This is a genomic window from Rahnella sp. AA, assembly GCF_002834385.1.
Taxonomy (GTDB): domain Bacteria; phylum Pseudomonadota; class Gammaproteobacteria; order Enterobacterales; family Enterobacteriaceae; genus Rahnella.
Window position 1 is genome coordinate 37,079 of the sequence record NZ_PITQ01000013.1, and the last position, 23,529, is coordinate 60,607.

A 23,529-nucleotide genomic window follows, 5' to 3' on the forward strand; every position below is an offset into this window, starting at 1 on the left:
TCCTTATTGCCTGGTCCGAACAACTATGACCGGCAAAAAACCGGGCATGAGCCCGGTGTTGTACGCTGTCAGAGATTATTTACTCATCCACTGGCTGAATGCATCTTTCCATTCCGGGTGCCAGCGGGACAGCGCCGGTCGGTTCTCAAGGATATCCTGACTGGCCCATGCAATACGCTTTGCATCCATTTCAGGACTGACGGCGTTATCCGGACAGATAATGTAAAAATCGCCTTTCTCATAGTGCTCAATAAAATGTTCAATGACCTGATCTGCCGTCCACGCTTCTGCCGGCTTTTCATCCTTATCCGTCTGCATGCCCGGAAAGTTCATGTCGGTCCAGGTAAAGCCCGGAACCAGTAAATGAGCCGTGACCCTGTCACCTGCGCGGGTCCGCAGCTCATGGGCCAGCTGCTCGGTAAGCACTTTAATACCGGCTTTTGCTGCGCTGTAAGCCGCATTACCTGGCGGCGTGGTGATCCCTTCCTTTGAGCCCAGGTTCACAATGGCCGCCGTTTTGTTCATGCCCAGCATGACCGGAACAAAAAGGTGCTGCAGGGTGACCACTGAGAGCAGATTGGATTCAAGCTGAAGACGCCAGTCGGCGGGAGCATCCCACGGACCGCCCCCGTGCTTAATGCCTGCATTGTTCATCAGCAGCGCCACTTCTCCGAAGGCATCAAGGGTCGTATCCCGCAGGCGTATCAAATCCTGCTCGTTCGTGACGTCTCCCGTGACCAGGCGGCATTCAGCGTTCAGCGTCTTTGCAAAGGCCTTGAGCGCATCGCCGTCACGGTCGAACAGGCTCAGGTGCATACCTTCCTGGGCAAAACGACGTGCCGCTGCGGCACCAATCCCTTTTGCTGCGCCGGTAATGACCGCGACGCGGTCGGATTTAATGACTGATTCCGTCATGTCTGACTCCTTCTTGTGATGTGAACTGAGAGGTACATCAGGACAAGGGCTATGACGGCAAAGGCAACGCCGACCCAGCCCGTTGAAATCCAGGATCCGCCAGCCGCGATGGCAAGACCGCCAAAGGCCGCACCCAGCGCATTAGAAATATTGAACGCGCTGTGCGTGAGTGATGAAGCAAGCGTCTGTGCGTCACCGGCAATATTCATCATGTGTGACTGCAGTGCCGGTACCAGCGAAAACCCATTTCCCAGTAAAAATAGCGCAATCAGCGCCGGCATTTTCCATTCTGACACCAAGGCAAAAAGAGCAAGCATGATCAGATTCCAGAGCAGCATGCCGTAAATAGCCGGTATAAGTGCCCTGTCGGCCAGCCGGCCGCCAATAATATTCCCCGTGACCATGCCCACGCCCCAGAGCACCAGAATCCACGGTACCGTGGACAGCCTGAATCCGCTCACCTCCGTCAGCGCCGGCGTAATGAAGCTGTAAACGGCGAACATGCCGGCAAAGCTCACGGACGCGACGGCAAAGGTCATCAGTACCTGCGGGCTGCGCAGTGCGCTGAGCTCTTTTAACGGAGAGGCTTTCTTGTCAGCCGGCACTGCCGGGACAAAGAGCGATACCATAATACCGGTCAGTATCAGTCCCGCCGCTACCGCCGCAAACGACGTACGCCATCCCAGCGATTGCCCGGCCCAGGTTACCAGTGGGACACCGGCAACGTTGGCCACAGCAAGTCCGAGCATGACATACCCGATATAGCGCGCCTTCTGTCCTGTGGGTACCATCGAGGCGGCAACCAGCGCAGCCACACCGTACCAGGCTCCGTGAGGCAATCCGGCAATAAAGCGGGCGGCTAGCATGGACGGATAACTCCAGGCGGCGGCGCTGAAAGCGTAACCGGTAAGGGCAATCAGCAGCAGCGCCATCAGCAGCGCCTTGCGCGGCCATCGCGCTGCCAGCACGGCAATAGCCGGGGCGCCAATCACCACGCCTGCTGCGTAGGCGCTGATATAGCCGCCTGCTGCGGGTACTGAAACAGCGGTTCCTTTAGCCAGATCCGGAAGCAGGCTCATCGGCGCAAACTCACCGGTGCCGATACACAGGCCGCCGGCCCCCAGAGCAAGCATGGCAGGAAGCAGGCCGGAAGGGGCATTCACCCGCCCCTGTACCCCACCGTCAGTTTGTTCAGTCATAACCTGAGCATCTCCATAAATCAGAATAATTGTTCACTGCAGGTATCCTGAAACCGTAAAAATAAATTGCTGCCCGCAGGAGCAGCAGTCCTCAGCCAGAATGGCTGATGTTATCTCCCTGCCCGGTCTGACAGGGAGACAATGCAGTGGCATAGTTGAAACGAAATAAACTATAAACCAAAAATAGACGCGAACTGTTGAAGAAAATCCGGTGTGTTATTGAATTAAAATCAACTAAAGCCTGATTGATTGCTGCGCTCGTAAGGTGATGAAGGTTATTTCAGACGGTTTTCCCAGCCGCAGCGGAAAACCGTTCCACAGTCCGGCTCCGTTACTGACGTAAAGCGCCATATCACCCACCTGATAAAGCCCGGAAACAAAGCCGTTGTTAGCGGGACCTGCCGCTATATCCAGCCCGCGGATCATGCCCCCGTGGGTGTGACCTGAAAGCTGCAGGCTCACGCCAGCAATGGCACTTCCCGCCGCATTACCCGGGCGGTGGTCGAGAAGGATCACCGCCTCTTTTGCCGACACCCCGCTCAGTGCGTTCACCAGGTCAGGTCCCGCATCACCGTACTCGGGGGCCACGTCATCAGTCACGCCAGCCAGTACAATGGTGGCATTACTTTTCGTCAGGCGGACATGGCTGTTGCTGAGAAAGTGCAGGCCGAGGCGGGTGTACTCTTTCACCCACGCATCAGCGTTAAAGTAATACTCATGATTGCCGGTAATGGCATACACCCCGTACGGCGCCTCTAGGGAAGCCAGGGGTGAAACATCCGCCCGGCGGTCTGCAACCGTGCCATCCGCCATGTCCCCGGTGACGACGATCAGATCGGGATGAAGCGCATTTGTCTTATCCATCACGCTCTGCATCCATGATCGGGTCAGGAGGCGGCTTGCATGAAGGTCGGTCAACTGGACGAGGGTAAAGCCATCAAACTCACGCGGCAGCTTCTCAAGCGTCAGCTCTGAGCGATGCACGGCGGGAACTTTTACCGCGTTATACGCACCAACGGCGGAAAGTAGCGCTGCGGCCGCCAGCATTAACAATCTGAAGCCCGATCTGCCTGTAACTGCGCGACGAAAAAAAACGCTGCAGAACACAAAATACATGTCCTGGAGCAGCAGCATAAGCGCAAGAAAGATCGTGCAGCCAAACATCCATCCCAGAAGGAGCATTACCGGCTGTGGCAGTTCGGGCGAAAACATGGTGCCAAAGACCAGACGGCTGATTAAGTGGAACTCGCATCCGGCCACGACAATCATTCCAAGCAGAAACTTAATTTTTTTGCTGAATCCCAGCAGCCTGATAAAGCGCAGGCATACATACACTGCTGGCAGCAGCGTCCATACATGAAACATTTCTAACTCTCCGTACAGAAATTGGAACCCTGCTTACCTTAAAAAGGCAGGAGTGCTTGCATCTTATTTGTGAATCTACCTAAACTTAACATCACAATAACCCGCCAGAGTTTAGTGCTCCTCACCGGAGAATTGAATTTAGCTCACACATGAGTAATCAGATCATGCCCGCCAGACCCACATCCCGCCTTACACGCAGCGATCTTGCTGATTTAAATGCCTTTCGCGTCGTGGAACGGTTGCGCAGCTTCACTAAAGCCGCCGTTGAGCTCGGTATAACTACTTCAGCGCTCAGCCACGCAGTGCGAAATTTAGAAGCCCGCCTCGGGGTCCGCTTGCTGAACCGCACGAGCCGGACGGTGGCCCCGACCGAAGCGGGTTCCAGCCTTGCCCTGAGGCTGGATATTGGCTTTCGTGAAATAGGTGATGCGCTGGACGAAATTAACCGGATGCGCGATCGTCCGCTGGGACGCCTGAGGCTTAACGTTCTGTGCGATGGCGCACGACTGGTTATGGCGCGCCATCTCCCCAAATTTCTGAGCCAGTATCCTGAGGTTGAGATTGAAATCTGTGTAGATGACAAAATGGTTGATATTGTTTCAGAAGGCTTCGATGCTGGGATTCGTTTCGGCGGAACGGTTCCGGAAGACCTTGTTGCCGTGCGTCTCGGCTCTGACCTCAAATGGGTTGCGGTGGCGTCACCCCGCTATCTTTACAGACGTCCACAGCCGGTTATGCCTGACGATCTGCGCAGTCATGCCTGTATCCAAATCAGAACCGGTCAGGGAACAATCTACAGCTGGGAGTTTGAAAAAGGCGAACAGCATTACGCAATTGATGTGAAGGGGCAGGTATGCGTCAACGAAACCACCATGGGAGTGGAACTGGCTCTTGCTGGCGTGGGCATTTTTTACTGCCTTGAAGACAGAGTATCCGAAAATCTTCGCAACGGAAGTTTACGTATCGTTCTGCCTGACTGGGCCCCTATAGAACCTGCCATGTATCTCTATTATCCCGGACACCGGCGTATTCCCCAAGGTCTGAGAGAACTTATTGATGTCCTGCGTGAAGAGATTGCGCTGGAAAAGAGGGCTGCTGAAGATTTACCCTCGGGAAAGCGGACAGGATAAAAAGACCGCCCGGCAAGGGCGGGAAAATTATAAAGTCTGTATCGTTATATTAGTATTAGGCAAAAACCACCTCATCACGGCGAGGTTAAGACCTAAAACGCAATTGAGCCTTAGCTTTTACGGTAATAGATGCGGGTTGAGAATTGCTGAACCTGAGCTGTCTTTGAATTCACCCTATATATCGCGGATATCATACCATTCAAACTACTCCTGCATGTGTCTGAACGAAGTAAGAACTGACATTGTAGCCCTCCTCGTCCTGCAGGTGAAATTTTGTCCCATAGTTACCTTTAGGTAACTATGGGCTTTTTTTAGCTGTATAAAACATTTTTGTAGTAATGCTATTTTAATGTCTTAACGTTTTATACAAGCAACCTGTCGTTTACACACGGGCACATGAATGAGGTTGGGAAGATGTCAAAACTAGTAACGTTCAAGCAAACCGGCGAATCAGAAGTGCTGGAGATCAGTGATGTGATGGTCTCTGCGCCTGAACCTGATGAAGTCCAGATCCGCGTGCATGCGATTGGACTAAACCGTGCTGAAATCATGTATCGCAGAGGGGAATATGTCATTGAACCTACCTTCCCTTCGCGTCTGGGATACGAAGCAGCTGGGATTGTTGAAGCCACGGGAATCAATGTTTCCGAATTTCAGGTGGGTGACAGCGTCAGCGTCATCCCTTCATTCATGTTTACCGAATATGGCACCTATGGTGAAATGATTAACATGCCCGCCCGTGCAGTGGTCAGACACCCTGACAATCTTTCGCTGGAGGAAGCCGCCGCAAGCTGGATGATGTACGTAACGGCCTATGGTGCACTTATTGAATACGGTAACCTCAAAGCTGATCAGAACGTGGCTATCCGGGCAGCTTCCAGCAGCGTTGGCCTCGCGGCCATTCAGATCGCGAATATGGTCGGTGCCCGCCCCATCGCACTGACGCGCACATCTGAAAAAAAGGACATACTAAAGAGCGCAGGAGCCGCAGATGTGGTTGCCACAGCAGAACAGGATATCGTTGCGGAGCTTCATCGCGCCTCTGGTGGGGAAGGGATCCACATCGTTTTTGATCCTGTCGGTGGCCCAGAGGCGGCCAGCCTGTTCCGTTCAATGGCGTCCGGAGGTGCATACTTCCAGTATGGGGCATTGGATCCCCGAGACATTAATGCGCCGGTGATGGACGTACTGAGCAAGCATCTTACCCTGAGAGGCTATGAGCTCTTTGAAATTACAATGGATGATGAGAAGCTTGCACGCGCGAAAGCTTTTGTATCCGAGGGACTGCGATCGGGCCAGCTCAAGCCTCTGATCGACAAACGTTTTACTCTTGATGACATTGCTGCCGCTCACGATTATATGGAGCTGAACGGCCAGACTGGCAAGATAATCGTTACTCTGTAACGCCGATTTAAGGTGGTTATGTCAGGCCTGGTATCCGCCCTTCTGCCTGTACAGGCGGAAGGTATTTTCTGAGTTCGTACTCTAAGCATTATGAGGAATTTTTTTATGAAAAAGCTCAGAAACTATGACGGAGCGCCTGGCTGTTCGATGGAAGCCGCTCTGCACATCCTTGGCGGAAAGTGGAAAGGAGTTATCCTTTATCATCTTTTTAAGGACGGTACGATGCGCTTCAGCGAGCTTTTCAGAACGCTGAAAGGGGTCAATCAGCGGCTGCTCACCAAGCAACTGCGTGAGCTTGAGGAAGATGGCCTTATCAGCCGTACCGTTTTTCCCGTTGTCCCGCCTCGCGTGGAATATGCTCTTACCGAGGAGGGTAAAACGCTTTATGAACTGATAATGGGATTAAGCGTATGGGGGCGGGAATGGCTCGAGCGGCGAGGTATGCGGACTGCCGAAGACGAAGACTTTACGGAATTAATGGCAGACACTGAACGTTCGTCTTCCGAAACTTAATTCATTCGGCCAGGCTGAAATGTGGCCCGGCCTTATTTTTGTTTAATACTGCATATAATATCTTTCGCTCTATCCCTGAGTTACGCTGATATTTTTGCTTAACAATAATTTCTTGCTGAACACCCGGTACGTTACCTAAAGTATACTTAAGTTAATTTTTTCCCGTATTCCTAGTTTATAAGCAATATCTAGTATCAGAACAGTACATGCGACTCTTTCAGCTTATTCATTTTTGACAATAAATTCATCTTTAACTGCACGTTGAATGAATTTTACTTAAATTATCATTTTAATGATAAGAGACCGCCTATATTTATGAGATTCACAGGCGCAGCATCAGCACAGCCTGACTGAGGCTGTGTGGTTGCGACTAATAGCATCCAGTTAAAGGAAAGATATGAAAGCAATTGGTTATACCCTGGCAGGAAATGCCGATGTCCTTCGTGAATTTAGCATTGAAAAGCCTGTACCCGGTCCCCGCGACCTTCTTATATCTGTAAAAGCGGTCTCGGTTAATCCTGTAGATTATAAAATCAGGGCCAGCGTCACTCCGGAGCCTGGCGAAATGAAAGTCCTCGGATACGACGGCGCTGGTATTGTGGAAGCCGTTGGAGCCGACGTGACGCTGTTTAAGCCTGGCGATGAAGTGTATTACTGCGGCCTGCATACGCGACAGGGCTCTAATGCCGAATATCAGCTGGTAGATGAGCGTATTACAGGTAAAAAACCGTCAACCCTGTCCTTTGCGGAAGCCGCAGCACTGCCGCTGACCAGTTTGACAGCATGGGAACTCCTGTTCGACCGTCTGCGGCTGCCGTGTGGTCTGAAATCCCAACCAGGCACGCTTCTGGTGATTAACGGAGCAGGGGGTGTAGGTTCCATCCTCATACAGCTGGCCCGCCGCCTGACCGGACTCACCATCATAGCAACCGCATCCAGAACCGCATCCACCGCGTGGGTCAGAGACATGGGCGCCCATCACGTCATTAATCACCACGAACCTCTTGCACAGCAGATCCGCTCGCTCGGGATCGATGAAGTGCAATATGTTGCCGGACTACGCGGTACGCTTCGCCAGATTGAGGAAATCGCAGAGATTATTGCCCCACAGGGCCATCTTTCCTTAATCGATGATGGCGCTTTTGACATTGGTCCGCTTAAGCCCAAAAGCGTGGCGGTGACATGGGAAATGGTATTTACACGACCTCTTTACGCGACGAAAGACATGATAGTTCAGCATCAGATTCTGGACGAAGTGGCTTCTCTGGTCGATGCGGGCGTCCTGAAGACCACTCTGACGACGCATATGGGGAAACTCTCGGCCGAAACGCTCCGTAAAGCCCATCAGCACGTTGCCAGCTCCTCAATGATTGGTAAGGTAGCGCTGGACGGCATCTGACGTATGTGGAGGTGAATATTATCAGTAAAAATAAATCAACATTCCGGTCAGGCCATTCGCTGACCGGTTTTTTCTCAGGTCAGCCTATTGCTAAATTATGGTTACCTTTAGTGAACTTGCGTAATAATAGTAAACTAACAGGCTATTGTTTCGGTATTGCCATCAAATGAATAAGCTTTAATATTAACCTATTCATGAATTCAGGATATATATATGTCACCTCTGTTATTTACACCCATCACTATTAAAAATACCGAGTTTAAAAATCGCATAGCCATGTCACCAATGTGTATGCACTCTGCGGATGAAGACGGAAACGTGACCGACTTTCATCTCGTGCATTATGGATCTCGTGCACTGGGTGGCGCCGCCCTGGTTTTCCCTGAAACCTGTGCCGTACAGGAAAATGGCCAGATTGGGCCGGGTGATCTCGGTATCTGGAAAGATTCCCACGTGGAAGGGCTGTCACGACTGACCGACGTCATTCATAAAATGGGTGCAAAAGCTGGCGTACAGATTGGTCATGCTGGCCGTCAGGTAGGTTATGAACATCTTCGCGCTGTCGCGCCATCGTCGATCCCTTTTACAGAAGAGTCGCGGGTGCCGGAAGCTCTGACGGTGGAAGAAATCCGTGAAGTGGTTAGTGCATTTGGAGCAGCAGCTGTTCGTGCTAAACAGGCAGGCTTCGACGTCATCGAAGTTCATACTGCTCACGGTTATCTGTTGAATGAATTCCTTTCTCCGCTGGCAAATAAACGCATGGACGAATACGGCGGAAGCCACGAAAATCGCTACCGCATCGTTCGTGAAGTCATTGACGCAGTACGTGCTGAATGGAAGGGCCCTCTGTTTGTGCGTATCTCTTCCACAGATTATAAAGAGGGCGGCAATACTCCCGAAGATTTCCTCACTTACGGGCGCTGGATGAAGGAACAGGATGTTGATTTGATTGACTGCTCTTCAGGCGGAATTGCTATGATTCCGGTTAAGACCTACCCGAACTATCAGGTTCCGGCGGCAGAGCTGCTTCGTACCAGTCTGGATATCAAAACCGGGGCAGTGGGCCTGATCGAAACCGGCCGCCAGGCGGAAGAAATTCTTCAGAACGGCCGGGCGGATATGGTACTTATTGGACGAGAGTTTCTGAAAGATCCATTCTGGCCACGAACCGCTGCTGATAATCTCCACGCTGAAATCCCGGTACCGCCGCAGTACACCCGCTATGGTTCAGCCTGGCAGCGTCCGCTGCCCAAGCTGCCCGCCGCGCCTATGTCAGACACCGTACAGCGCTGAGTTCTTCCTGTTTGCTTGCGCAAGGGCCGCAGTTCGGCCCTTTTAAGTACCTCAGGTCAGTTACCGTTACAGCCCCCTGCATTCCAGGCTTTACGGCGTTACGTTTCCAGCTGGCAGAAGACGTGGCCCATGACCGCCACGGTGCCTTGATTATCCGTGAGCCTGAGGATCCTTCCCTACCGGATACCGTCCAGCACAAGCCGGACTTCAGGGCTCAACCGAATGTTAACTTGGGGTCCGCATGGAAAACGGAATCTATGGTCACTCCCGTTTTTGCAACACCGATTTTGACGATAAGTTGGCTTGCTTGAATCTATCCGGCGTCTGAATGGGATTTTATTCCCGCGTCTCGATGAGTTCCGCGCCTGATGAACCTCCAGAAAATATACGGCTTCAATGAGCCTTTCCGTTTTACAGGTTCCTCAACAGGCCGGTGGGCCGTTAGTATCATCAATATCAGTATTCGCAAAACCAGATCAGTGATTCTTTAAACCAGTGTATTTTTGCCGTTATGCTACATAAGTTTGCTGTCGTGCCGTTAGGGCCCAGGCTATTCTGGCCAGCTTGTTTGCCAGAGCACAAGTGACGACAAAGTTGCTTTTCCTACACAGTAGATCCCTGACCCAATCGGCCAATTTGCCAGACTGGTGTTCCAGTTTTTGTATGAATACCCTGGCACATTGAACTAATAAAGTTCGGATCTTTTTGTTGCCTCGCTTACTAATTCCCAGCAATGTCGTCCGACCTCCCGTGCTGTAATGTCGAGGTACCAGCCCTGTTGCCGCCGCAAAGTCACGACTGCTGGCGTACTGTTTCCCGTCGCCAATCTCAGTTGAAATAGTACTCGCTGTCAGTGTTCCGACGCAGGGAATGCTCAGCAAGCGCTGTCCTCGTTGATCTGACGCTGGAAGAATGCCTCAATTTGGGTGTAGTTCAGCTTGAAGTGGCGCATAACTGCGCCACGGAAAGCCAAACGAACTTCTTCGTTACGATTTGGCGGGCAAGCACGGTCAACGCGCTGGGAAGCATAGGTATCATTCCCCCAGGCTTGCGTACCGTAACGGCTAAATATGACCGTCCAGTTTTTCCCCGATTGGCTGCGATAAACCTTACCATCGCAGACGAACACGAACGGAGACGAAATAATAAACCCGTGAACTTCCATAGCCATTTTAATCCACCTCAACCAGCTTTTTTTCCAGTCCACCCCTTCGAGATCGACCTTGCCAACTTATTTCTGCCAATAATTGCCGTATGGATAAATGTAGTGACCTGTATTTGAAATCGGTTCGACCTGCATTTACGATTAGCTTGTCCTGCTCCCTGTTGTTTAGTACGCCACGATTTAAGTAATGCCTTTATCAAACTGCGAATGACTATCTATCGCTCGTAACAGTCATTGTGCCCTTCTTGCCGATCTCTATTCGCAAGGGATGTTCATTCTGAATACTTATTCCCGCGGATCCAAAATGACGGATATGCAACGCTGGTTATCCCTGAAGAAAAAACTCAGAACAGCCGGCATAGTCGGATTCCGGGTGAAAGCTGAGATGGCATTGCTCCATCAAGGCATATACTCCGGAGATATCACCGGTGAAGCGGATAGGCAAAGGTTTTATCAGCGCGCCGGCGTCATCAAATGACGGGTAAAGCTGGGCTTTTGGCGTATAAACTGCACTGGCTGTTTCAGAGCACTTCCAGCCGTTCTCCCAGTCTTTAGGCGGAACCAGAAAATCCAGCCATCCCATTGTCTTAAGGGTTTCAATAAAATAGGTGAAGCGAAAAAGTACGCTCTGGGTAGCGAGTTCACCCACGCTGGAGCGGTAGATATAATCAATTTTATTCAGCAGGTTTGCAGAGAAGCCATATTTTTTGCCCTGAGCCAACAACCAGGCTATATCCTGTGCGACGTTTTTGGGCAGCAGACGCCTTTTCTGTGCGGTCGTCAGCCACTGCATGATAAAAAGGTGTTGTTGCAGCTTGGACTGCGCTTTACCTTCCTGCTGCGCGAGGCGAACAGCGACAAGCGCACACCAGGCTAAGTGGGACAATTCGGATGTGGGGCGGGTTTCGTAAGCGGAGGTCACAGGGCAATCTCGTAGTCAGATGCGGCGAGGCGTAATAGCTCAGCCCATGAGTGCGGGAATAAAATTAAAGAGAGGTCGGGTAAGTCCCAACCTCAGAGAGTATTAGTGGCGGATTTGCTCGAGTTCAGTTTCGGTCAGACCGGTCATTTTCATGACCATTGCGCGATCCAGACCGCTGGCCAACATCGTGCGGGCAATTTTCAAAGCAGCTTCGCGTTCGCCTTCTTCACGCCCTTTCTGCTCACCTAATTGCAGACCTTCAAGACGACCTTTCTCACGGCCTTCTTCTCTCAGTTTTTCTGCAATGGTCATAAGAGTCTCCTCATGTTGTGGAACACGTGATGCCAACGTATTAATCAGGGTCGCCGGGTCACGGGACTCACCGGCCTGAAGCATATAGTTTATCACAGATATTAGTTGTTCCTGCGTGGTGTTACCACCAAGCAGCAACGTGGTCAGCTGATCTAGCAGTTCAGTCAGGTCACGCTGACGAATATGCTTTTGAAGCAGCTCCAGGATGGCCATGCGACGGTGCTGCATGATTTCATCATCTGGGATGATTGTGATATCCACCAGTGGGAAGTTTTCACCATAAAGTGCCCGGGCGTGGTCTGGCATTTCAAACTCATCCAGCCAGCGCATCGAATACGGGTAAGGGCTGACTTTGCCCTGGTAAAAGAGAACGGGGATCACCAAAGGTAGCGTTTTATGACCTGCATCGAGATGACGTTGCATCGCCGCAATAGCATATCTCATCAGGCGAAACGCCATGTGTTTATCTGGCGTGCTTTGATGTTCAATAAGGCAATACACATAGCCATCACTATTTCCCGCTTTCAGGGAATACAGCACATCGGAATAGTACGGACGCAGATCATCTTCGATGAAAGATCCCGACGCCAGCTGCAACGTATTTAAATCACAAAGTTTGCGAAGGGCTGGCGGCAAATGAATGTCCAAAAAGTCCCGAGCCGTTTCTGGATGTGTTAAGAACTGCTTGAACACGGCGTCATGTAATGTGGGGGGCGTATTCTTCTTCATGGCCACTCCTGCCTGTAATTTCCTTAAGTGATCCTATCACAGGCAACCATTAGAGGATAATTACCTCAACCTCCCTTCTAACTATTTCTGGGTTTCAATATGTTGATGTACATATTGAAAACATGGCTATGGGAAATACCTAAAGTTAAGCTTATGACCTACCCCCAGGGTTGATACAACGCTCAGTTAGTTATGTCGGATCCTCCTCTCTCTAAATTATACTTTCTCCAACCCGCCGCAGATTCAGTGAAGTGGTCGACATAAATAGGCCAAGATATGGGAGCTGTTCTTGGACAACTTAAAGTCTGCTTCTGGCACGAAGCAGACATGCTGATGTGATTACTGGTCCGCTTTGAGCGAAAAGCGGATGGTATGCCTGAAATAATGTTCCTTTAGTGTGAAGAGGATTTAAAGGAATAAGATAAAATTTACATGGCCGTCACCCAGTTAATCCCGAAATCCGGCCATGTAAGAACTTTCCAGGTTATGAAGGCAAGTTGATTCTAATTGTCATATTACGGTTAGGCCGTATTTAACGGATGTTAAACCAGCCAGTCGTTTCCTCAATTACGCGCCAGAGTTTCTGGGGTATAGCAAGTTGCTCTACGTCTGATGCAGCAATACTGAGAGCAATTTTTCCTTCAGCTTTGCCATCAACGAATTTAACCCAGTCTGGGTTCATAACCATACCCTGACCTACTGCCGTCAAAGATACCCCTGCTTTTACAGCATCCTCGGCCTGCTCTGGTGTTCGCAACTGACCGGCAACAATCAGAGGAATACGTCCAGCAAGATGATCGCGCACGATTTCGATGACTTTGGAGCCATTCGGTGCATCAACTGGTCTGGCTTCAAGTGCATTACCGAGTGATACATGAAGATAATCAATACCCTCATCGACCAGGTTGTCAACCAGCTGAAGCGACTCATCAATGCGCAACCCATCTTCGTAATGCTCATCCAGTGAAATACGGTATCCCATCAGGAAGGGATCGGTTGCATGCTCAGCAATCGTTTTACGCACACTCTCGATGACGCTGAGCGGGAAACGCATACGGTTTTTAAGGGAGCCGCCCCATTGATCTTCTCTACGGTTGGAATGAGGTGAGAAAAAGTTCTGAAGTAAAAAACCATGAGCACCATGTAACTCAACACCATCAAATCCTGCTTCTATTGCACGACGAGTTGCTTCCCCGAAATCCTGAATAACAGTTTCGACTTCAGTGCATGTCAGTTCACGAGGGGTAACGGACGGTGCGAAAGGACCGGCGTCACCGGGAATAGCGCTTGCAGCTACAATATCCGAAACTAGTTCAGGGCTGGTTTTCACACCTGCATGGAATATTTGTAAGATTGCCGGTGCTCCACCGCTTTTAGCAGCAATAGCAAGGCGCTTTAAACCGGGAATAAATTTGTCGTCATACGCAGCAAACTCACCCGTAAACCCAATGCCGTTTTCCTGAACATGTGTACAGCCAGTAATGACCAGCCCGATGTCCTGAACGCGTCGACGATAATATGCTTCTTCCTCATAAGATACCGTGCCGTCATCATTACCCGACCAGGTCGTCATCGGGGCCATCACAATACGGTTGCGCAGCGTCACACCTTTTCCAAGTGGAAATCTTTCAAGTAGTGGAGTTTGTTTCATGGAAAGTCATACCTATGCGAGATTTTTCTTGAAGAAAGGAGCCAGCTTACTCGCTGCAACCGTTGCACCCTGACCATCATAGAGGTCCATATGTGTGGCACCCGGAATGATATGCAGCGTTTTTTGAACAGAAGCAGCAGTTTTGTGTAATTCCTGGCTGTGCCAGAGCGATCCTGCTTTACTACCGGCTACAATCAGAAGTGGTTGTGTTAAAAAGACATCTGCCCCTTCAAATCCGGTGAAAGACGCCAGCGTACTGATACTTGTCATCAGCATTTGATTGGTAGAAGTCGGATATTTTCCGCGTTCGGTCAGATAGTAGTCGGCAGCTTCCTGAAGATCTTTTGGACCACTGGCATCACCCAATTTAGGCACATAGTTGACATAAACCGGTGCGCCGCCTGCTGCTTCGATTGTGCGCTGTTTAGCAACAGCATCCAGAGTTGGAATGAGTTCAGATTCTGATGTTGTTCCCTCCCAACCCTTACGGGTTGCGGCTCCGACATCCACAGCACTGACTGTTGCCAGCGCTTTGATTCGGCGTTCCGTCATCGACGCTTTAACCGTGATACCACTGCCTGCACAAACGCCTAATGCGCCGATACGATTATTATCGACATAAGGAAGAGTGGTCAGGTAATCGACTGCGCTATAGAAATCGACGACTCGCTTCATGGGATCATCAATAAAGCGTGGTAATCCGCCACTTGCCCCCTGATGAGAGGCATCAAACGCCAGGGTGACAAATCCGTCTTTAGCCAGTTTGAGGGCATAAAGTCCCGCAGTCTGTTCCTTAACGCCACCACCAGGGTGGACAACGACAATAGCAGCGTATTGACGGTTTTCGCTGAAGTCAGGGGGTACATATACGTTTCCGGACATCATTATTTCATTGTTCCGGAACAGGACACTGCTGACTGTGACGCCATCTACGTGTGTCGTGGTGCCAGATGTACGAGGTGTTGGTGAGAGCAGGGCTGAAGCATGACCCGCCATCAATAATCCTGCTGAAGCCACTGAACTCGTCAGGATAAAATTTCGGCGGCTTAACCCGCCTGCTTTTTTACTCATTGCAAGACTCCTTCATTTACACGATGACGGCGCTGGCCGCTGAAAGGATACAGATAGTTTCAGCCATCATCTTAATCTCTTTAGTATTCAGAAATTAGATGCTTAATTTCGCATGGGCTTAGAAGGAGGTTTTATTAATAGGGTTATAAGAAACTGAGTTCCATATGGACCAGGACAAACAGCGCTCAAAGGTTATGGGGCGCGGAGTGCTTCAAGCACAAGTGCAAATGCCGGAGAATGTTGTAGACGGCTGGGGTAGTAAAGATGATAGGGGGGACGGGGCGGACACCAGTCTGTCAGCACCTGGACTAACGTCCCGCTTTCAAGGGAAGTCTCAACGGTATCTAGCGGCAGATACGCAAGTCCCAGTCCATCAAGTGCGGCCTGCCTCATCATATTTATTGTGCTGAAAGTAGCGCGTCCATCAATGCGAACCTTAATTTCATTCCCATCCTTGCGAAACTCCCAGGTATAGAATCCGCCATGAGTCGGCAGGCGTAACCTGATACAGCTATGGTCGTTTAAATCACGAGGCGTTCCCGGATATGTCTTCCCCATGAAATAAGAGGGTGCTCCAACCACTGCAAAACGGAAGTCCCTGGCAAGCGGCAGTGAAATCATATCCATATCAACCTGCTCGCCCAACCGCACTCCGGCATCATAACGCTCAGCGACAATATCTTTGAGTCCGTACTCGCTGATAATTTCAATGTTGATATCGGGATATTCAAGTAGCACCGGGGCGAGTTTAGGCCAGAGTATTGTATCGGCGGCGTGTTCAACGGTAGTAATGCGCACAGTACCGGCTGGTTTTTCTCGTAGTCCGCTCAGCGCAGCTATCTCACTTTCAATTTCGTCAAAATGGGGTCCTATACGGGAAAGTAGCCGCTCGCCAGCTTCAGTCACAGAAACGCTACGCGTGGTACGGGTAAGAAGACGAAGACCAAGGTCAGCTTCTAGAGTCCTCACCGTGTAGCTCAGCGCCGACTGTGAGACACCTAACTGAGCGGCCGCTTTAGTGAAGCTTTTTTCTCGGGCCACGGCGATAAAAGCTTGATAATCTTTCACATTTTTACGGCGCATTTATTGACCAGGTCCTTTTGGATTAATATTTCTTTCTTATAAAATAATTCCTGGGGTGGAGGTTTGTCTATTGGTAACGATCCGACGTTCCTCATCCATGACAAATATCCATTAGCACTCACTAATGCTCAACTTCCGCTTTTGGCACAAAGCGGCCCGTCATACCTGCTTAAGACACAGTCCTAGCGTAGGATATTTAATGAGATGGTCACTCCCTCCTTCCCGGTACTAAGCTGAGGATAGGCTTTCATTCGGAGAACTATCATGGAAAACATTGCGCTCATTGGTATCGATCTGGGTAAAAACTCTTTCCATATTAATTGCCAAGACCGTCGCGGGAAGGCTGTTTACCGTAAAAAATTTACCCGTCCAAAGTTGATCGAATTTTTGGCGACATGCCCCGCTACAACCATCGCAATGGAAGCCTGTGGGGTTCTCACTTTATGGCACGCAAGTTGGAAGAGCTGGGGCATCTTCCAAAGCTCATATCACCACAATTTGTCCGCCCATTCGTTAAAAGTAACAAAAACGACTTTGTCGACGCCGAAGCTATTTGTGAAGCTGCATCGCGTCCGTCTATGCGTTTTGTACAGCCCAGAACTGAATCTCAGCAAGCAATGCGGGCTCTGCATCGTGTCCGTGAATCCCTGGTTCAGGATAAGGTAAAAACAACCAATCAGATGCATGCTTTTCTGCTGGAATTTGGCATCAGCGTTCCACGAGGAGCTGCCGTTATTAGCCGACTGAGTACCCTTCTTGAGGACAATAGTTTGCCTCTTTACCTAAGCCAGTTATTGCTGAAATTACAACAGCATTATCACTATCTTGTTGAGCAGATAAAAGATTTGGAATCTCAGTTGAAACGAAAGTTGGAAGACGATGAGGTTGGATAGCGCCTGCTGAGCATTCCCTGCGTCGGAACGCTGACAGCGAGTACTATTTCAACTGAGATTGGCGACGGGAAGCAGTACGCCAGCAGCCGTGACTTAGCGGCGGCAACAGGGCTGGTACCTCAACAATACAGCTCGGGAGGTCGGACGACATTGCTGGGAATTAGTAAGCGAGGCAACAAAAAGATCCGAACTTTGTTGGTTCAATGTGCCAGGGTATTCATACAAAAATTGGAGCACCAGTCTGGTAAATTGGCCGATTGGGTCAGAGATTTACTGTGCAGGAAAAGCAACTTTGTGGTCACTTGTGCTCTGGCAAACAAGCTGGCCAGAATAGCCTGGGCACTAACGGCACGACAGCAATCTTATGAAGCATAACGGCAGAAATACTCCGGTTTAACGAATCACTCATCTGGTTTTGCGAATACTGATATTGATGATACTAACGGCCCACCGGCCTGTTGAGGAACCTGTAAAACGGAAAGGCTCATTGAAGCCGTATATTTTCTGGAGGTTCATCAGGCGCGGAACTCATCGAGGCGCGGGAATAAAATCCCATTCAGACGCCGGATAGATTCAAGCAAGCCAACTTATCCTCAAAATCGGTGTTGCAAAACGGGAGTGACCATAGATTCCGTTTTCCAAGCGGCCCCCAAGAACTGCGTCGGCTTCGCCAGCTGGAGCCGCCTGAAACGGCTGGTCGCCGACCTTAGTCTGGACAAGGAATGCTGCAGGACGTCATCCGAAAAAAGTTCTGAGGCCGGTGCAGAAACGCGAGACGATTGAATACGTGCTGGCGGCGGCACGTAACGGCCAGACGCAGGCGTATCCGCCCTGCTGTCACCAATGTGGATCAGTGCTGGAGCATGGATTTCGTTGCTGATAATCTGTTCATTGGACGCCGGATCCGTGCCCTGAGTGTAGTCGATAATTTTAATCGTGAATGCGTGGCGATCGAGGTAGGCCAGGGACTTAGCGGTGACGATGTGGTCGCCGTGATGGAACGGATCATGCAGACACAGCAGCGTGTACCACAGCGGCTACAGACGGACAACGGCAGCGAATTCATCTCGAAAACGCTGGATCGCTGGGCGTATGAAAACCGGGTAACGATGGACTTCTCACGCCCCGGGAAACCCACAGATAACGTCCTGGTTGAGTCATCTAACGGCAGCCTGCGTGATGAATGTCTGAACGTGCACTGGTTCCTGTCACTGGAAGATGCTCATGAGAAGATCGAGCACTGGCGGCAGGAATATAACCAGCACCGGCCACATTCCTCGTTAAATAACCAGACTCCGGCAGAATTTATCCGAAGCCTGCAAACAGGCCCAGATCTCTGATTTATCCTGGCACCGATATTGGAAAGGGATCAATGGCTTTAGTGAACTCTTTTTCGCCGTATCATTTACAATAACTTCTGATTATCCTGATATGAGCTTTAGCTCATTAACAGGAACTGCATTATGCGTGATCTCCCGCCGACTGCCACATTACGCGCATTTGAAGTCGCTACCCGCCATGCTACGTTTACCTCAGCCGCAGAAGAGTTATTTATCACGCAAAGTGCGGTCAGCCATCAGCTTAAAAAGTTGGAGGAACTTTGGGGCTTGCAGCTCTTTGAGCGTGGTAAAACCTTGCGATTAACACCTGCCGGCACAGCCCTTGCCCCCCTCGTGCGCGAATTCTTTAGCAAACTGGAAACCACGCTCGCCGACCAGCGTGAACAAAAAGGGCGCGTACGGTTGCTCGTTAATACGACCTATTCTTTTGCGCTAAAGTGGTTGTTACCTCGCTTGCCGGGTCTGGCACGCCTGCACCCGGAGATCCTGGTGACGATTGAGAGCACGGATAGCGCCATTAACTTCACAAGCGCAGATTCGGAGGTAGCGATTCGATTCGGCCATGGTAATTATCCCGCTCTACATTCCGATTTTATGTTTCGCGAACAACTCTTTCCGGTTGCAAGTCCGACACTTTTAAAACGCTTTGGCATCCCGAGAGTTCCTGCTGAATTGTTGCGCTACCCCCTGCTGACGCGTGAGGGTGCCGACCTGGTGCCTAAATGGGACGCATGGTTTAAGCAGGTGGGTCTGAATACCGACGTACTCCATGAGAGCGTGCGCTTCGCTGACACGAATATGACGATTGAAGCCGCGTTACTGGGTCAGGGTATTGCGCTCGCACGCAGTGGCCATGTTGAGAAAGAGCTCCTCGATGGCTGCCTGGTTCGCCTCTTTGACATACCGTTCCCCTCTCCTGCGGCCTATTACTTCGTCTGTCCAGCGGGCATTGAAACGCGGCCACACATCCAGAAATTTCGCAGCTGGCTATTGAGTGAATCTCACCAGGCACAACTCAGTTACCGTTAAATCATGAGCATTGACTCATGCCGGGATGACAAAGCATCGCTTTAAATCCGGGCAAGTGCTGACTAACATCAGGGCATGCCCACACCCATTATTTTTCTGACATTATTCGCCGCCCTTCTGCATGCCTGCTGGAATGCCTTATTACGCGGCGGTGCTGACCGGCTTTGGTCGATGACCATCATGTGCATGGCCATCGCTCTTAGCTGCGCCGTCTTTGCCCTGTTTATCCCCTTCCCCGCGGTGGCGAGCGTGACGTACGTGGTGTTATCGGGTGTGCTTCATGTGGGTTATAACCTGTGCCTGATACGCAGTTATCAAACCGGGGAGCTGGGTCAGGCTTATCCCATTGCACGCGGCTCTTCGCCGCTGATGGTGACCTGTGGAGCGGCGATATTTGCCGGGGAAAATGTCGACATAGACACCCTGCTGGGCATCGGGTTAATTTCTGGCGGTATTTTGATCCTTGCCATAAGAGGCCGCAGGCTGGCGGCACGGGGCCTCACCTATCCCCTCGCCACCGGGGCTTTTATTGCCGCGTATAGCGTCGTGGATGGGATAGGTGTGCGCCTCTCCGGCAATTCGTATTCCTACACCGTGTGGATGAGCATGTTATGGGGCGCATTGATGCCAGCCCTTTACATCACTCTGCGGGACGCAAAAAGTTTACTGCGCTGGCGCCCCGGTATCGTCATGACGGCTGCCGGGGGGCTGGTGTCGCTGCTGGCTTACGGCATGATTATTTACGCCATGATGGCTGCACCGATGGGTGCTGTCTCTGCGCTGCGCGAAACCAGCGTCTTGTTTGCAGCCGTTCTGGGTTATTTGTTTTTGGGTGAAAAGCTCACACTGCGAAAAATGCTGGCGTGTACGGTGATTGCATCCGGCACGCTGATGATAGGTTAATCAAATCAGGAGAACCCATTATGTCTGACCGCCCAAACATTGCGCTCATTGGTCCCGGTGCGATCGGCACAACGATTGCAGCAGCGCTTCATGAAGTTAACCGCACCCCTCTGCTATGCGGGCGTACCGCGCATGCGCACTTAATCCTTCACCACGATGAGGGGAAGATCGTGGTGCCAGGTCCGGTCTTAAGTAACCCGTCTGCGGTCACACATCCAATGGACCTGGTGTTTATTGCGGTCAAAACCACCCAGGTGACTGACAGCGCCGACTGGCTGGCCGCGATGTGCAATGAAAATACGGTCGTGTGTGCGCTGCAAAATGGCGTGGAGCAGAACACCCTGCTGCCGCCCTATGTCCGCGGGGCAACCGTGCTGCCCTCGGTGGTGTGGTTTCCGGCACAACGCGAGCCCGATGCGTCGGTCAGACTACGCGCCAAACCGCGTCTGACGCTGCCGGATGTGCCGCAGGCACAACGTGTGGCTGATGCACTTAGCGGCACCCGCTGTGGGGTTGAGTTAGCCGACGATTTCCTCTCGATTGCCTGGCGCAAACTGCTGCAGAATGCGGTTGCAGGTCTGATGGTGCTCGCAAATCGTCGCGCGGGAATGTTCGCGCGCAGGGATATCACGCAGCTGGCGCTGGCATATCTTCATGAATGTCTGACTGTCGCGCGTGCGCAGGGTGCGGTACTTCATGATAATGTTCCACAAGAGATCATAGCGGGTTTTCAACGGGCGCCCGCGGATTTAGGCACCTCTATCCTTGCCGACCGCCAGGCTAACCGCCTGATGGAATGGGATATACGCAACGGCGTCATTCAGCGATATGGACACTCACAGGGTATCCCAACCCCTATTAGTGACATCCTGGTACCATTGCTGGCGGCGGGGAGTGATGGCCCGGGGTAAATCCATTAACCTCTAGGCTGATTTACACGGCAAAGAATGGTGCCATCACCAGCTATGACCTAAATGCCACATCTATTACGGGCCTGAGGCATGTCATCGCGTGTATTCGTCTCGCTGCAGGGCTCTTTGAGGGGGAAAGTGCCAATGGAGAAAAACCGAGACACACAAAGTACAACGCCTTTCGCGTTTTTTTACCTACTTCACCGCTTATTTCGTGAAGTGATCCCTGCAGTTGATTTACCTGGAGCGCCTGACAGCAATATTCACAATTCCAACAAGGAAAACAGGGACAAGCGACCATTTTGTCACCCGATTTAACCCTTAATACACTTCTCCTTATCTCGATTACAAGACCCGCAAACTCGCGTCCGCCCGTCAATCCGGGATTATAAGAACCGATTTTGCCAAACCGCGAAATGTCAGAGGCGCATATACCTGCTGTCTGCACACGGATAATAACTTCATTATCATGCTCTCGCTGGCGCATTGGCACTGTTTCAAATCTGACATCCTGAATGCCGTATAAAGCAGGATCCTGACATTGGGTGGAAGACAGAAACATTATGAAAATTACCCGTCCTGACGGACGGGTATTATCACTCTCCGATACCGTTTTGACTTAGCCGAGCCGACAACTCTGACCAACCTTGTTGCGAGGTCCGTTCCCAGGTAAGCGGAGTTACTGAAATAAAGCCTGCTGCAACTGCGGATACCTCTGAGTATTCCGGTAAATCTGTGACGCCATGTTCCACGCGCAACCAGAAGTAATCCTCACCATGAGGATCGGCCGTCGGGGTAACTGTAACGCCTTTTACTTTGCCGATCCCTTGTCGGGTCACTCTGACCCCCTTCACCTGCCCTGGTGGCAGGTTCGGGAAATTAACGTTCAGGCAGCATTCTGCAGGCAGGCCTGTTTCGAAGAGTTTATTCAACAACGGGAGACACTGCTCTTCAGCGGTATGCCAGTCCGGTTGATCTTCAGGACGTTTGTCCTGACTGAGCGCCACTGAAGGAATACCGAGCAGGACGCCGGTAATAGCCGCCCCGACCGTGCCTGACAATACGGTTTCAAAGCCAATGTTTGAACCGCTATTGATAAGCACACCCGTTTTAGTTCCACACACTTTTTGAGTTTTCCGTCTTCTTGATCCTTTCCCAATATCGATACCAGGATAAATCAGAGATCCGGTCCTGTTTACAGGCTTCGGATAAATTCTGCCGGAGTCTGGTTATTCAGGGATTCATGGGGCTGCTCACTGTTGTATTCATCCAGCGAGAGCGTTCCGTTATTTCCCGTGATTCATCTAGTCTTCTGAACAGATAAAAATCCAATATTTCGGTCCGGTACTTTAGGTTAAACCGTTCGATAAATGCGTTTTGCATCGGTTTACCTGACTTGATAAATTCCAGCATTACGCCATGGTCCTCAGCCTATTGTGCCAGACCCAGTGATATCAGTTCCGGCCCGTTATCCATCCGCATTTTCAGGGGATATCCACGGTTTGCCACTATTTTGACCAGAACCCGCACGACACGCTGTGCCGGGATATTCAGGTCAATTTCGATAGCCAGAGCTTCACGGTTAAAATCATCGACGACGTTGAAAGTCCGAAAACGTCGGCCACATGTCAGCGCGTCGTGCATAAAATCGATGGACTAGCTCTGATTGAGCACTTCCGGTGTGCCCGCTTGTGATTCGAGACGTGCCCCTGCCTGCGCAGCACCTGTAAAAGCTTCTTAAAACCGTAGCGGGGATAGCGTTCATCTGCCCCCAATCTGCCTCTGGACCACCCGTTCATCACGTTGCTTATCCGGTTGATAACGAGACACTGTCATGCTCAGGGATAACATCCTGCATGCCTGGTGTATGCTCATCGTAAACTGCGTGGTCAGATAGCTGATGAGCTCACGCTTTATCGCTGGTTTTAAAGCTTTTTCCGATGACGTCTTTCAGCGCCCGGCATTCCAGACTCAGATCGGCAAACATCTGCTTCAGACGACGATTCTCGTCTTCGAGATCTTTGATCCTTTTGATGTCAGCGGCCTCCATCCCGCCATATTTCGCCTTCCAGTTGTAATAGCTGGCTTCGAAATAGCGGCCTCGCGACAAACATCTTTGACGGTCCTGCCAGCTTCGACTGATTTCAGTACGGCGATGATCTGGTGCTCGGTGAAACGGATTTTACGCATAGCGATCTCCTCAGGTGACGTTATCAGTATGTCGGAAGATCTCTAAAAGTGAATGGAACTAAAGCTGGGATACTTACAATATGGCCATCGCGAGAATTATTATCCTTTACTG

19 protein-coding genes and 4 pseudogenes are annotated in these 23,529 nt (G+C 50.9%); 10 read left to right on the forward strand and 13 right to left on the reverse strand.

The window, feature by feature from the left end; translation table 11 throughout:
- Positions 1–75: 75 nt before the first annotated feature.
- The 3 genes from CWS43_RS23360 to CWS43_RS23370 form a co-directional block, all read right to left on the reverse strand.
- A complete protein-coding gene (locus CWS43_RS23360) occupies positions 76–915 on the reverse strand; it encodes an SDR family oxidoreductase (protein ID WP_101079520.1) in 840 nt (279 codons plus the stop codon).
- A complete protein-coding gene (locus CWS43_RS23365; RefSeq protein ID WP_101079521.1) occupies positions 912–2,114 on the reverse strand; it encodes an MFS transporter in 1,203 nt (400 codons plus the stop codon). Before CWS43_RS23365 ends, CWS43_RS23360 begins: the two co-directional genes overlap by 4 nt.
- 234 nt (positions 2,115–2,348) lie before the next feature.
- Positions 2,349–3,479 carry a metallophosphoesterase gene (locus tag CWS43_RS23370; RefSeq protein ID WP_101079522.1) on the reverse strand — a complete coding sequence of 377 codons (1,131 nt, stop codon included), beginning with the start codon at positions 3,477–3,479 and terminating at the stop codon, positions 2,349–2,351.
- Positions 3,480–3,628: 149 nt separating this feature from the next.
- Between CWS43_RS23370 and CWS43_RS23375 the strand changes: the two genes are divergently transcribed.
- The 5 genes from CWS43_RS23375 to namA all read left to right on the forward strand — a co-directional run bounded on the left by CWS43_RS23375 (position 3,629) and on the right by namA (position 9,218).
- The gene (locus tag CWS43_RS23375; protein ID WP_232777177.1) at positions 3,629–4,609 is read left to right on the forward strand and encodes a LysR family transcriptional regulator; all 981 of its coding nucleotides are present in this window, start codon (positions 3,629–3,631) and stop codon (positions 4,607–4,609) included.
- A 414-nt stretch (positions 4,610–5,023) separates the two neighbouring features.
- Entirely contained in the window at positions 5,024–6,013 is a 990-nt protein-coding gene (locus tag CWS43_RS23380) for a zinc-dependent alcohol dehydrogenase family protein (protein WP_050321663.1), read from the forward strand.
- A 105-nt stretch (positions 6,014–6,118) separates the two neighbouring features.
- Positions 6,119–6,526, forward strand: a complete 408-nt coding sequence (locus CWS43_RS23385) for a helix-turn-helix domain-containing protein (RefSeq protein ID WP_101079523.1) — start codon at positions 6,119–6,121, stop codon at positions 6,524–6,526.
- A 397-nt stretch (positions 6,527–6,923) separates the two neighbouring features.
- Positions 6,924–7,925 carry a zinc-binding alcohol dehydrogenase family protein gene (locus CWS43_RS23390; protein WP_101079524.1) on the forward strand — a complete coding sequence of 334 codons (1,002 nt, stop codon included), beginning with the start codon at positions 6,924–6,926 and terminating at the stop codon, positions 7,923–7,925.
- Positions 7,926–8,138: 213 nt separating this feature from the next.
- Positions 8,139–9,218 (forward strand): NADPH dehydrogenase NamA, encoded by a 1,080-nt coding sequence (gene namA / locus CWS43_RS23395; protein ID WP_101079525.1) that lies wholly within the window; start codon positions 8,139–8,141, stop codon positions 9,216–9,218.
- A gap of 509 nt (positions 9,219–9,727) precedes the next feature.
- On the opposite strand, the pseudogene CWS43_RS23400 reads toward namA, so the two are convergent.
- The 7 genes and pseudogenes from CWS43_RS23400 to CWS43_RS23430 form a co-directional block, all read right to left on the reverse strand.
- Positions 9,728–10,120, reverse strand: a pseudogene (locus CWS43_RS23400) (transposase); the annotation flags it as partial.
- Entirely contained in the window at positions 10,093–10,389 is a 297-nt protein-coding gene (locus CWS43_RS23405; protein ID WP_101079526.1) for a hypothetical protein, read from the reverse strand. The gene CWS43_RS23405 and the pseudogene CWS43_RS23400, both read right to left, overlap by 28 nt.
- Before the next feature lie 319 nt (positions 10,390–10,708).
- Entirely contained in the window at positions 10,709–11,305 is a 597-nt protein-coding gene (locus CWS43_RS23410) for a DUF2913 family protein (RefSeq protein ID WP_101079527.1), read from the reverse strand.
- Between the two features lie 102 nt (positions 11,306–11,407).
- Positions 11,408–12,346 carry an Rpn family recombination-promoting nuclease/putative transposase gene (locus CWS43_RS23415; RefSeq protein WP_101079528.1) on the reverse strand — a complete coding sequence of 313 codons (939 nt, stop codon included), beginning with the start codon at positions 12,344–12,346 and terminating at the stop codon, positions 11,408–11,410.
- Positions 12,347–12,878: 532 nt separating this feature from the next.
- The gene (locus CWS43_RS23420; protein WP_101079529.1) at positions 12,879–13,997 is read right to left on the reverse strand and encodes an NADH-dependent flavin oxidoreductase; all 1,119 of its coding nucleotides are present in this window, start codon (positions 13,995–13,997) and stop codon (positions 12,879–12,881) included.
- A 12-nt stretch (positions 13,998–14,009) separates the two neighbouring features.
- The gene (locus CWS43_RS23425) at positions 14,010–15,068 is read right to left on the reverse strand and encodes an alpha/beta hydrolase (RefSeq protein ID WP_232777179.1); all 1,059 of its coding nucleotides are present in this window, start codon (positions 15,066–15,068) and stop codon (positions 14,010–14,012) included.
- A 192-nt stretch (positions 15,069–15,260) separates the two neighbouring features.
- A complete protein-coding gene (locus CWS43_RS23430; RefSeq protein ID WP_101079530.1) occupies positions 15,261–16,151 on the reverse strand; it encodes a LysR family transcriptional regulator in 891 nt (296 codons plus the stop codon).
- Between the two features lie 264 nt (positions 16,152–16,415).
- On the opposite strand from CWS43_RS23430, the pseudogene CWS43_RS23435 reads away from it, so the two are divergent.
- From CWS43_RS23435 to CWS43_RS23455, 5 genes and pseudogenes are all read left to right on the forward strand, one after another.
- Positions 16,416–17,419, forward strand: a pseudogene (locus tag CWS43_RS23435) (IS110 family transposase).
- Positions 17,420–17,688: 269 nt separating this feature from the next.
- Positions 17,689–18,384, forward strand: a pseudogene (locus tag CWS43_RS23440) (IS3 family transposase); the annotation flags it as partial.
- A gap of 123 nt (positions 18,385–18,507) precedes the next feature.
- Positions 18,508–19,413, forward strand: a complete 906-nt coding sequence (gcvA, locus tag CWS43_RS23445) for a transcriptional regulator GcvA (RefSeq protein WP_101079531.1) — start codon at positions 18,508–18,510, stop codon at positions 19,411–19,413.
- A 75-nt stretch (positions 19,414–19,488) separates the two neighbouring features.
- Entirely contained in the window at positions 19,489–20,316 is an 828-nt protein-coding gene (locus CWS43_RS23450) for a DMT family transporter (RefSeq protein WP_101079532.1), read from the forward strand.
- Positions 20,317–20,336: 20 nt separating this feature from the next.
- Complete coding sequence (locus tag CWS43_RS23455; RefSeq protein ID WP_101079533.1) at positions 20,337–21,227, forward strand: oxidoreductase; 891 nt, start codon at positions 20,337–20,339, stop codon at positions 21,225–21,227.
- A 52-nt stretch (positions 21,228–21,279) separates the two neighbouring features.
- Here CWS43_RS23455 and CWS43_RS27845 read toward each other — a convergent pair whose 3' ends face one another.
- The 3 genes and pseudogenes from CWS43_RS27845 to CWS43_RS23470 all read right to left on the reverse strand — a co-directional run bounded on the left by CWS43_RS27845 (position 21,280) and on the right by CWS43_RS23470 (position 23,417).
- Positions 21,280–21,789, reverse strand: a complete 510-nt coding sequence (locus CWS43_RS27845) for an alcohol dehydrogenase catalytic domain-containing protein (protein ID WP_101079534.1) — start codon at positions 21,787–21,789, stop codon at positions 21,280–21,282.
- A gap of 34 nt (positions 21,790–21,823) precedes the next feature.
- Positions 21,824–22,330 (reverse strand): 5'/3'-nucleotidase SurE, encoded by a 507-nt coding sequence (gene surE / locus CWS43_RS23465; RefSeq protein WP_157825429.1) that lies wholly within the window; start codon positions 22,328–22,330, stop codon positions 21,824–21,826.
- Between the two features lie 92 nt (positions 22,331–22,422).
- Positions 22,423–23,417: pseudogene (locus CWS43_RS23470) on the reverse strand (transposase).
- Positions 23,418–23,529: the final 112 nt, after the last annotated feature.